The sequence below is a fragment of the Thermodesulfovibrio sp. TK110 genome (assembly GCF_054658355.1).
Genome location: NZ_BAAHNB010000001.1, coordinates 1,653,183 through 1,663,973 on the forward strand (window position 1 = coordinate 1,653,183; position 10,791 = coordinate 1,663,973).

12 protein-coding genes are annotated in these 10,791 nt (G+C 33.4%); 8 read left to right on the forward strand and 4 right to left on the reverse strand.

What is annotated here, in order from left to right; all coding sequences use genetic code 11:
* Positions 1 to 3: 3 nt before the first annotated feature.
* Positions 4 to 1,716, reverse strand: coding sequence for an ABC transporter permease (locus tag ACYQ3X_RS08730; protein WP_460181426.1), 1,713 nt, complete (start codon positions 1,714 to 1,716; stop codon positions 4 to 6).
* Positions 1,717 to 1,805: 89 nt separating this feature from the next.
* Between ACYQ3X_RS08730 and ACYQ3X_RS08735 the strand changes: the two genes are divergently transcribed.
* Positions 1,806 to 2,804 (forward strand): ABC transporter substrate-binding protein, encoded by a 999-nt coding sequence (locus ACYQ3X_RS08735; protein ID WP_460181427.1) that lies wholly within the window; start codon positions 1,806 to 1,808, stop codon positions 2,802 to 2,804.
* Positions 2,801 to 5,353, forward strand: coding sequence for an ATP-binding protein (locus ACYQ3X_RS08740; RefSeq protein WP_460181428.1), 2,553 nt, complete (start codon positions 2,801 to 2,803; stop codon positions 5,351 to 5,353). Before ACYQ3X_RS08735 ends, ACYQ3X_RS08740 begins: the two co-directional genes overlap by 4 nt.
* On the opposite strand, the gene ACYQ3X_RS08745 is transcribed toward ACYQ3X_RS08740, so the two are convergent.
* Positions 5,339 to 5,707: a response regulator gene (locus ACYQ3X_RS08745; RefSeq protein WP_460181429.1), complete on the reverse strand. Its 369-nt coding sequence runs from the start codon at positions 5,705 to 5,707 to the stop codon at positions 5,339 to 5,341. The genes ACYQ3X_RS08740 and ACYQ3X_RS08745 overlap by 15 nt on opposite strands.
* A 77-nt stretch (positions 5,708 to 5,784) precedes the next feature.
* On the opposite strand from ACYQ3X_RS08745, the gene hemL reads away from it, so the two are divergent.
* Genes hemL through ACYQ3X_RS08775 form a run of 6 tightly spaced genes read left to right on the forward strand, consistent with a single transcriptional unit; the run spans position 5,785 to position 9,634 of the window.
* Positions 5,785 to 7,068: a glutamate-1-semialdehyde 2,1-aminomutase gene (gene hemL, locus ACYQ3X_RS08750; RefSeq protein ID WP_460181430.1), complete on the forward strand. Its 1,284-nt coding sequence runs from the start codon at positions 5,785 to 5,787 to the stop codon at positions 7,066 to 7,068.
* Positions 7,065 to 7,589, forward strand: a complete 525-nt coding sequence (locus ACYQ3X_RS08755; RefSeq protein WP_460181431.1) for a TorD/DmsD family molecular chaperone — start codon at positions 7,065 to 7,067, stop codon at positions 7,587 to 7,589. Before hemL ends, ACYQ3X_RS08755 begins: the two co-directional genes overlap by 4 nt.
* Positions 7,582 to 7,836, forward strand: a complete 255-nt coding sequence (locus ACYQ3X_RS08760) for an AtpZ/AtpI family protein (RefSeq protein ID WP_460181432.1) — start codon at positions 7,582 to 7,584, stop codon at positions 7,834 to 7,836. Before ACYQ3X_RS08755 ends, ACYQ3X_RS08760 begins: the two co-directional genes overlap by 8 nt.
* Positions 7,805 to 8,170, forward strand: coding sequence for an ATP synthase subunit I (locus ACYQ3X_RS08765; RefSeq protein WP_460181433.1), 366 nt, complete (start codon positions 7,805 to 7,807; stop codon positions 8,168 to 8,170). Before ACYQ3X_RS08760 ends, ACYQ3X_RS08765 begins: the two co-directional genes overlap by 32 nt.
* On the forward strand, positions 8,167 to 8,319 hold the full coding sequence (locus tag ACYQ3X_RS08770) for a hypothetical protein (protein WP_460181434.1): 153 nt from the start codon (positions 8,167 to 8,169) through the stop codon (positions 8,317 to 8,319). Before ACYQ3X_RS08765 ends, ACYQ3X_RS08770 begins: the two co-directional genes overlap by 4 nt.
* On the forward strand, positions 8,312 to 9,634 hold the full coding sequence (locus ACYQ3X_RS08775; RefSeq protein WP_460181435.1) for a glucose-6-phosphate isomerase: 1,323 nt from the start codon (positions 8,312 to 8,314) through the stop codon (positions 9,632 to 9,634). Before ACYQ3X_RS08770 ends, ACYQ3X_RS08775 begins: the two co-directional genes overlap by 8 nt.
* On the opposite strand, the gene ACYQ3X_RS08780 is transcribed toward ACYQ3X_RS08775, so the two are convergent.
* Together ACYQ3X_RS08780 and ACYQ3X_RS08785 are read right to left on the reverse strand one after the other, a co-directional pair.
* Positions 9,624 to 10,163 carry a Uma2 family endonuclease gene (locus tag ACYQ3X_RS08780; protein WP_460181436.1) on the reverse strand — a complete coding sequence of 180 codons (540 nt, stop codon included), beginning with the start codon at positions 10,161 to 10,163 and terminating at the stop codon, positions 9,624 to 9,626. The genes ACYQ3X_RS08775 and ACYQ3X_RS08780 overlap by 11 nt on opposite strands.
* A gap of 67 nt (positions 10,164 to 10,230) precedes the next feature.
* Positions 10,231 to 10,782 carry a thermonuclease family protein gene (locus tag ACYQ3X_RS08785; protein ID WP_460181437.1) on the reverse strand — a complete coding sequence of 184 codons (552 nt, stop codon included), beginning with the start codon at positions 10,780 to 10,782 and terminating at the stop codon, positions 10,231 to 10,233.
* Positions 10,783 to 10,791: the final 9 nt, after the last annotated feature.

Below are 10,791 nucleotides of genomic sequence, written 5' to 3' on the forward strand. Positions count from 1 at the left end.
AGCTTACTCCAGAATATATTTTGTTTTAGCTAATATAAAAAGTCTTTTCCAGAGCAGTCTGTTTATTCCAACAACAATTAAGGACATAAAACCAGTGGAGAGCAATAAAACTCCAAAATTTCCAGAAGCAGAAGACTGACTTATTAATGCACCCAGTCCTGTTGTATACATAATTTCTCCACCAAAGGAAACATACTCACTTACAATTGTAGCATTCCAGGCTCCTCCACTGGCAGTAATCAATCCTGTAACAAGATAGGGAAATATTCCAGGAAGAATGAGAGTTTTCCATCTTCTCAGTCCTTTAATTCCATAAGCTTGAGAGATCTCAATCAAATCTTTTGGAATAGCACTTGCTCCAGCAATTATATTAAAAAGAAGATACCATTGAGTTCCAAGAAGCATCAGAAATATTGCTCCAATATCAAGTCCTCCACCGAGTTTAATTAAAAATAAAAGAATAACAGGGAAAATCGCTGTTGCAGGAACACTTGCTGCTATTTGAACAATTCCCTGAAGGATTTTCGCAGCTTTGGGATTTAGTCCAATATAAACACCAACTGGAAGAGTCCATGCAAGAGCTATTAATAATGCTACTGAAACCCTCAGCAACGAATAAGAAGCAGCTTTTATTATGGTTATAATATCAATTAAACTGACGGAGGAAATGAGATGGGAAGCTTTCAAAATTGCCCATATAATTACCATTAAAATGAACAATAAAGAAACAATCCCTGTTATTTTGCTTAGTTTATTAATAAAGGGATTTTCTGAAATAGCAAACTTTCTGTAACTCATTTTTTCCATTTTATTAATTGTGCTGGTAATAAATTCTCCTACTTTTTTGATAAAAATAGAGCCTGAGAAAAGATTTAATACAAAGGATTCTATTTCTTCTTCTGGTGGAACTGTTTCCAACCTGAATTTTTGCGACCATACAATAAGGGGTCTCCACACAAAAAGGTCAAGAATAATTATCAAAAAAATCATTGTACCAACTCCATAAATTACATACTCAATGTTTCCTTTATTTGCTGCTGTCTGAATATAAGAGCCAAGTCCTGGAAGTCTAAAATCTTTATCTTCAAGGATGAACATCTCACATGCCATTAAAAAAAACCATCCACCTGCCACACTCATCATACTATTCCAGATAAGTCCTATGGCACTGAAGGGAAGATCAAGTCTTAAAAATTTTGAAAATTTATTCATTTTGAAAACTTTCACTACTTCTCTCAATTCCTTTGGAATGGTATTGATAGAGTGATAAAAGCTAAAGGTCATATTCCATACCTGTCCAGTAAAAATAAGAAGAACACATGCCAGTTCAATTCCAATTCTTTTTCCTGGGAATAGAGATATCATTGCCAAAACAACTCCTGGTAAAAAAGAAAGCACTGGAATTGACTGAAGAATATCAAGAAGTGGAATCATAATTTTTTCATGAATCTTGCTTCTTGATGCAGTATATCCATACCATATGGAAAACAGAAGTGAAAGTAAATAGGCAGAAAAAATTCTTGCAAGAGATTGAAGAGCATATTCTGGAATATTTGATGGATTTAGATTGATCTCGAGAGTCCTTTCATAGGGAGTGCTCCACTGAGAAGCAATATATATAATGAAAGAAAGAATTCCCAAAACAATGAAAAACACTGCTATATCAATTGCTCTTACTTTAAAGGTTTCAGCAGGAATAGAGACAGGTATTTTCATTTTAAGCTCCTTTTAAGAAAAGATCTTAAAATTATAAAACAATTCAAGCAATATTTACCATAAACCTGAAATTTAGTAAAATATATCTCATGTTAAAGTTATTTTTTATATTTATCTTCATGCTTCTTTATGGATGTTCAAATGACAGGACTGTTTTCATTCTTTCAAGCTATGATGAGAAAGATGTATGTGGTGCTCCACAGGTTGAAGGAGCAATTGATGCATTGAAAAAGGAGATTAATAACCCAAAAATTGACATAACCTATCTTGATTCAAGAAGAATATCAGGGCAGGAAATTGAAAGTAGATGTGATGATTTCGCAAAAAGTGTTAAATTGCGCAAACCTTCCCTAATTCTTACAACTGATGATGCTGCGTTTCAGTGTGCTGCAAAGCATTTTATGGGAGAGAAAATTCCTGTTGTTTTCTCAGGAATAAATGTCACACCAGAGCATTACAATGAAAAGTATCATTTTCTTAAAGAAAGAAAGCCTGTTAAGAACTTTACTGGTGTTTATGAGAGGCTTTTTATTCCAAAACAGATTGAGCTTGTTGAAGCTTTAACTGGCATGATTGATAAAATCGCTGTTCTTTACTCCACTGATTTTATGGGAGAGACACTTAAAGAACAGGTTATTTACGAACTTAAAGATACGGATTGGAAAAACAGGATAGTTTTTTATCCTGTAAGCACTTCTTCAGAATTAAATAAAGCCTTAGAAGAAATAAATAAAAGAAAAGACATTACTGCTTATTTCCCATTTGTAATGTCCATAAAAGATGGGAAAGCTCTTACTTTACGGGATGTGGCATCAATAATTACAGATAAAATTAAAAAGATTGATCTGGCAATTAACAAACAATTTGTAGAACTTGGTTTCTTTGGCGGAGTATCTGTTGATTTTTATCAGATGGGATACAGAGCAGGTCAGTTGTCTTCTTATATTTTAAAGACAGGAAAGATATCAGAAATAAATGTGGAAGATGCTTCCAAGTATGTGAGAATTATTAATTTAAAAAGAGCAAAGAGTATAAAATTAAAAATTTCTGATAAACAAAAATCCATGTTTGATGAAGTAATAAAATGAATGCCCAATTTTTTGATGATTTATCTAATTTTTTGAGGGCATCTTTTCTTTTATTTCATTCATTAGCCTTTTACTACATTCTTTTCTGGCGAATTAAAATAGAGCCTTCTACTAATAAAAAAGTAGTTAAATATTTTTTCGCTGTCCTTTCTTTAAACTTCACATTAAATCTTTTAGTTCTTTTCAAAGATTATTTTAGAGATTTTTATCCTCTTCTGATTGGTTTAAACACTGCTATAATCGGAACAACTCTTTTCTACGGCTATAAAAGAGTGCTTAATTTCAATTTTTATTATCTTTTGTTGCCGATAATTCTTCTTATGGTTTTCATATTTCAGAAAAATGATATTTTTGCCTTTTTAGGGCTTTTTTTTACTGGTATTTCTTATTTTCATCTATGGTATAAAGAGAAAGTTTCGATATCAAAGCCATCTAATGTTATTCCTTCAATTATAAAAAAAGGAACAATTCTGCCGTTTGTGTTTTTTGGCTCATATTACATTTTTCTTTGCCTTTATCTGATTACACATTTACTGGTTTTTAATGTTTTTGCAACAATTTTTGCTCTTCTTAGTTTGTTATTCAGAGCAATTTTTCTCTATGAAGAAAAATTTAAAGCTTTTCTTCTTTACATCTCTGTCTTTATTTTTGTCTTTTCAGTTTTATTTTATTTCTCTTTGAGATTTATTGAAGATACAAAAAACATGGACGCCTATCATAAAGAAATAACCTTAGAGAGAGTTTCTTTTGAAATTAAAAACAAGATAGATTTTTTCAGCGACTTTATAAAAGTTGTTGCCTCTTCTGAGGATTTCAAAATTGCAATGAGAAAAGGAACTGAACAGCTTGATAAATATCTTTCCTATCTTAATCAGACTCTTGACACAGCTCTCATATGGTTTGCTGATAAAAATGGAATTATAAAAGCCTGCTCTGCTGAATATAGAGAAACTATGGTTAATAAAGATGTGAGCTTCAGGAGCTATTTTAAAGAATCAATTAATGGAAAGCTTTCAGTTTTCATAGCAAGAGGAGTTTACACAGGAAGAGATGATATAAGAGTTTCCTATCCAGTCTATGAAAAAGGCAGTATTATAGGTGTGCTTGTTTTTCAGTTTGACATAACTGAGAATTTTAAAAAACAGATTAACATGGAAAATGCCTTTTTAATGCATTCCTCTGGAGGAATTTTAATAGGAAAACCAGAGCTTATAAATAGATTGCTCTTTAGTGTTTCTGAAGAGGAGCTTAATAGAGTTTATGAAGAAAAACTCTTTGGTAATGATAAACTTTTACCTTCAGGATTTAAACAGGTTGATGGTAATATCCTTATAGACTATAAAGGACAAAAATGGCAGATTGTTAAATGGCAGATTATAAACGATTGGTTTCTTGCAAGTTTTTTAAACCTTTCTATATATGACAGATATAAAGCCATATTCTTCATTGGACTGCTTATTCTTGCCTTTATTTCTCATTCCTTTTCTGTAAGAAACCTTGAGAGGCTGAGAACTATATTCCTCAGATTTGCTGAGGAGGCTGAAGAAAAAAGAATTGCTTTTGATGCAATAGATGCTGGGATAATCTATACTGATGCTAAAGGCAGAATAAAATACATGAACAAAGAGGCTATGAGAGTTTTAGATGTTTCTGAAGAGGTTATAGAAAAGAATGCAAAAGATTTATTAATTCTTAAAGATCATGAAAATCCAGAATTTAAAATTTTAAGGGTAAAAGAAAAAGAAATTCCTGTGGTTTATGATGAGAATTCTATACAGATAAAGGGTGTCAAATTGGGTGATGTAATAACAATCAAAGATGCTACAGAAATAATCCAGAGACAGGAAGTTTCAAGAAGGCTTGAAAAGATGGATGTAATTACAAAGATTTCTGCAGGTATTGTTCATGATTTCAGTAATTATCTTATGGTTCTTACAGGAAATCTTTCCCTGCTTAAAGAGCTTGAAACTTCAGAGGACAAGAAAAAAAATATAGAAAAAATGATAGAAGCAACAAAAATGATGAATATGATTGTTGAACAGCTAAAGGATTTAAGTCCTGATTTTATCTCAAAGAGAGAAAAGATAAATATTGAAGATATTGCAAGAAGTTCAGCAACCTTTATTTTAAATGGAACAAAAATAAATTTTACCATTGAATCTGCTCCTTCACTTTTTTATGTTTATGCTGATAGTGCACAACTTTATAGAGTATTTCAAAATATTCTAATGAATGCAAGGCAGGCTATGGAGAATACTGGGACAATTAAAGTAAGTCTGCAAAACTTAATAAATCACGGAGAAATCAAGGATTTGAGAAAAGGAAACTATGTCTGTATAACAATTACTGATTCAGGTCCTGGAATTCCTGAAGAATACATAGATAAAATATTTGATCCTTTCTTTACAATGAAAAAGGAAGGTAAAGGTCTTGGATTGAGTATTGTAAAGAGCATAATAGAAAAAATGGGAGGTAAAATAAAGGTTGAAAGTAAGGCAGGCAGGGGAACAACTTTCAGAATATATATTCCAGCATCAGAGGAGATTTAGTTTCTGAAGAGTCTTCTTAAGCTCATCTAATGTGTAGGGTTTGTTCAGAATGCCCTTAAATCCTAACTTTTCATATTCAGCAATTGATGGGTCATTGGAGTATCCGCTTGATATTATGGCTTTTATCTGAGGATTAAGCTCCATGAGTTTTTTAAAAACTTCAATACCAGAGATTCCAGGCATAACAAGGTCAATAAAAACAACATCAAAGGGTTTTTCAGCAGAGCTGAATTTTTCTAAAGCCTCCTTTCCATTTTCAGCAACAACAACTTCAAAATTCAAGAATTCAAGCATTGCTTTCAAAGTTTCTCTTACAAGATCATTATCATCAATAACAAGCGCTTTTCTGGACATGATTAATTATACCATAATTGAGATTTTATCGGAATTTTTGTTATTTTTATTTGAAATAAATAAATTCGGAGGTCAGGATGAAGACAAAAAAATCGGGCAAACTTTATAAAAAAGCTCTTACACTTATGCCAGGTGGAGTAAACAGCCCTGTAAGAGCATTCAGAGCAGTTGGTGGAAATCCATTATTTATAGCAAAGGCAAAAGGTTCAAAAATCTATGATGTTGACGGAAATGAATACATAGACTATGTTCTTTCCTGGGGACCTCTTATTCTTGGACATGCCTATCCAGCAGTAGTGAAAGCCTTAAAAAAAGCAACTGAAAAAGGAACAAGCTATGGAGCACCAACTTCTCTTGAGATAGAGCTTGCAAGCTTAATAAAAAAGGCTTTTCCATCAATTGAAAAAATTCGTATGGTTAACTCTGGCACAGAAGCAACCATGTCTGCCATAAGAGTTGCAAGAGGTTTTACAAAAAGAAACAAAGTTGTAAAGTTTGAGGGATGCTATCATGGTCATGTGGATGGACTTCTTGTTTCAGCTGGCTCTGGTGGTGCTACTTTCGGAATTCCAGACAGTCTTGGAGTGCCTCAATCATATATTTCAGAAACAATAGTTTTACCTTTTAATGATACTGAAGCATTTAAAAATGCTTTAAAAGAGCACTGGAAAGATATAGCCTGTGTAATTGTTGAGCCTGTTGTTGGAAACATGGGATGTATTTTGCCAAAGGAAGAGTTTTTAAAAGCTTTAAGAGAAGAAACAGAAAAATACGGAATTGTTTTGATTTTTGATGAGGTTATGACAGGATTTAGAGTTTCCTTTGGTGGAGCGCAGCAGTATTATGGGATAAAGCCTGATTTAACTTGCCTTGGAAAGGTTATTGGAGGTGGGCTTCCTGTTGGTGCCTATGGTGGTAAAAAAGAAATAATGAGCCTTGTTGCACCTGAAGGAGGAGTTTATCAGGCTGGAACACTTTCTGGCAATCCTCTTGCAGTTACTGCAGGGATTGAGACAGTTAAGATTCTTTCAAAACACTCAACATATAAAAAACTTGAAAAAACAATGAAACATCTTCAAGAGGGATTAAAAGATGCTGCTCAGCGGGCAGGTGTAAAAGTTAAATTTTACAGAGCAGGAACAATGTTTTGCACTTACTTTACTGAAACAGAAGTAGAGGATGCCCATACAGCAAAAACTTCTGATATTGATAAGTTTAAAAAATTTTTCTGGAGCATGCTTGAACAGGGAGTTTACATTGCACCATCTCAGTTTGAAGCAGGCTTTATCTCACTTGCCCATACTGAAAAGGATATAGAAAAAACTGTAAAAGCTGCTTATGAAGCCTTTAAGAAGCTATGAATTTTTTAGATCCTGTTGACCAGGAAAGAGCTGAAACATACAGACTTTTTGCCTATCTTTTTATGAACATTCCTCAATTTGAACATATTGAGGAATTTAAAGATTTTGCTGAAATTTCTATTAATGATACCTATGAAGAGATATGCAATGACTATATAGCTATGTTTGTGGAGGGTGCTGTTCCAAACTATGAAAGATATTATCTAACAGAACTATACAAAGATGTTCCTTTAAGTCTTGAACTCAAGGATGTTCAGCATTTTTACTGGACTGCAGGTGTTGCCATAGATGAAGAAGTAGACCTTCCCCATGACCACATCTCTATGGAACTTCTCTTTATGAGCTATCTTATAGAGCAAAATCTCAAGGATCTGCAGATTGAATTTTTAAGAAGACTTTGCGAGTGGATTCCTTTATTTTGTGATAGTTTATATGAGAAAGCAAACACGGCATTTTACAAAGAAGTTGCAACTTCCTTAAAAGAGTTTGTATTATCAGAATGTGAGGACAGCAGTGAGTGAAGAGACTCCTAAGAAATCCATTTTCAAAGTAATTCTTGAGGCTTCAGCCTTAGGAATTAACTTTGTTCTGTGCGTAATTATAGGCATTGCAGTTGGATATTTAATTGATAAGTTTATTAATACATTTCCATTATTTTCTATCATTTTTTTAATGGCTGGCTTTGTTGCTGGCATAAGAGAAATTTTCAGGGTTGTAAGAAAGGTGGATAAGGAAGATGGACAGAGAGATTCTGAAGAGAATAAATAAACAAAGTTTAATTTTACTACCAGCGCTTGCTTTAGCAAGTTACATTTTTTGGCAGAATGAAATAGTTACATTTAATGTTATTCTTGGAGGCTTAATTAGCTGGTTCAGTTTAAGAGAGCTTGCATGGGCTGTAAAGAAATTTTTCGGTAAACCAATGTTTCAGCTTGCGGTAATAGGCTTGAGTTATGTTAAACTGGGTGCTATTTTTTTGTTTTTATGGTTTATTGCAATCAAGGGCTGGTTTAGTATTAAGGGATTGTTAATCGGATTTATAGCTATTTTGATAGTTTCTACAAAAGAGGCTTATTTTTATATTCGGAGGCAAAAATTTTGATCTGGCAGTTTTATCTTCTTCTTGCTCTTGCGCTTCTTGTTATAATGGCTTTCAAAATTACCAAGGTTTTAGCAATGATTGTTATTTTATCTGTTGTAATAGTTTTTGTAGTAGCCTATTTTTCTAAAAAAGGAGGCAGGAGTGGTTAAATTAGATTTTTCTAATGTCTTATCTGAAGAGATAGGGCATAGTGGGCTTTCTCTTGCTGAGATTGAATTTCATGCTAAAAGGGCAATCACTCTAATTTCAGAAAGACCTTATAAGGAATTTGATTTCATAGAACTTTATAGGCAGGATTTAACAGTAGTTAAAGAACATGCTAATAAAGCAAAAGATTATGAATATTTTATTCTTCTTGGAATAGGAGGAAGTGCACTGGGACCTAAAGTTATTCTTGAAGCTCTGAGCCCTATGCATAATCTCAAGAAAAAACCAAAGATTTTTATTTATGACAATGTTGATCCTCTGACCTTTAAAAACATTATTGAAACAATTGAGTTAAAGAAAAGTCTCATTAATGTTATTTCAAAATCTGGAGCTACGTCAGAGACTTTAGCTTCCTTTTTGATTTTCTGGAAGATGATAAGAGATAGAAAACTTGATGTAAAGGAGCATTTTGTATTCACTACAGATCCTGAAAAGGGAAACTTAAGAAGGATTGCAGAGGAATATGAGATTCCTTGTCTTTCTATTCCAAAAAATGTTGTTGGAAGATATTCAGTTCTTTCTCCTGTAGGTCTGTTTTTACTTGAAGTTATCGGCATTAAAAGTGAGGAAATGCTAGAAGGTGTAGGAGAAGTTTCAAAAAAGGCTATGAATAATAAATTAGAGGAAAATCCAATGGCAGTTACCGCATCATCTCTGTATTTGATGGATACAGTTAAAGGCAAGAAAATTGTAGTTTTTCTTCCCTACTCTGACAGACTGAAGAGTCTTTCTGAATGGTTCTGTCAACTATGGGCAGAGAGCCTTGGCAAGGAAGGAAAAGGAACCACTCCATATCCATCCTTAGGAACAACTGATCAGCATTCTCAGCTTCAATTATGGATGGAAGGACCTGAGGATAAAGTTATTCTTTTTGTGAGCATTGAAAGGCATGGATGTCAGGAAGAGATTCCAGAGGAGTTTCATGATATAGAAGGATTGAGATTTCTTGGAGGACATACTCTTGAGGAGCTTATAAATACAGAACAGCTTGCCACAGAAATGGCTTTAACAATGAGTAAAAAACCAAATCTTAAAATCATCATTCCAAAGATTGATGCTTACAATATTGGGCAAATCTTTCAGTTCCTTCAAATAACCACTTCAATGACAGGTCTTCTTTATGGTATAAATCCTTTTAATCAACCAGGAGTAGAACTCGGCAAAAGACTAACCTATGGTGCTATGGGTAAAAGAGGTTTTGAAAGTGAAGGGGAAGAAATTAAAAACTATCTTAAAAGACAGAGATTTATGATTTAGATTCCTGCAGCAATTCCTTTAATCTTATAGAGACACCATCTATAAGCTCAACCTCTTCATCAAAGTTATAGTATTCAGCTTTACTGCCATGTTTGAAAATAATTACAGTTTCTGTAGAGGGATCCACAAGAACAACAGTCTTTACACCAATTGATAGATAATCCTTTACCTTCTCGTTAAGATAAGATGCTGTATTGTCCTCAGAGATTATTTCAATTATAAGGTCTGGAGGGATTTCAAGCATACCAGCAGGCTCATCTGGAGAGGTTTCTTTACTTACATATACAACATCTGCTGCTCTTAACCTTAGAGGTTCCTTTGAGATTATAATTCCCACTTCTCCCACTGCTACATAACCTTTGTGACTGAGGTGTTTTTTTAGTAATTCAAAAAAAATTCCTTCAAACTTTCCATGTCTGAATTTTGTTGGAGTCATTTCAATTTTTTCACCATTTATAATTTCATAATTACCCTCTGGCAGAGAGCTCAAATCTTCATAGGTGTATTTCTTCACTTCTAGTAATGGCATTTTATCACCTCTTTTTGACCGATTTTATCATTTTCTTGATGATAAAGTAAATAAAAAGGCTAAACCTTTACCGACGAGGATTTTGTTGCCTCCAGTGATATGGAGTCTCACTGAGTCCATTCTTTCCCCAGATTCCTCTTTTTTCCTCTCTTGCCAGTCTTTGTGCTTGCAGAAACCATTCAGCATATTTAACATTTGGAGGCAGTGTATAGACAACAGCATATCCGTCTCTTACCATCATATAGTTGAGCATTCTTCCATTTTTGTCCCAGAGATATGCAAGAATTCTTCCATATCTATCTCTGTGCTGAACATCAAGCTCAATTTTTACCTGCCAGTCACTTTCTTTAATAAGTTTTCTTAGATAATTTTTAGCTCTTCTTCCCCATGGTTCCTGAGCAAGCTCTGGTGCATCTATTCCAATAAGACGGACTCTTTCAGTTTTAACCATAATCCCCAAAAAACTGTTTGTAACAATAGTGACAGTATCTCCATCATTGATTTCTGTAACCTTATAGTAATCAGCCTCTTTTTTTGCACACGCATTAGTGAAAATAAAGAATAAAAGAAACAAGACAGTCCCGAAACCTATGAGATTTTTAGTATAATAGTATTGCATAAATTTAAT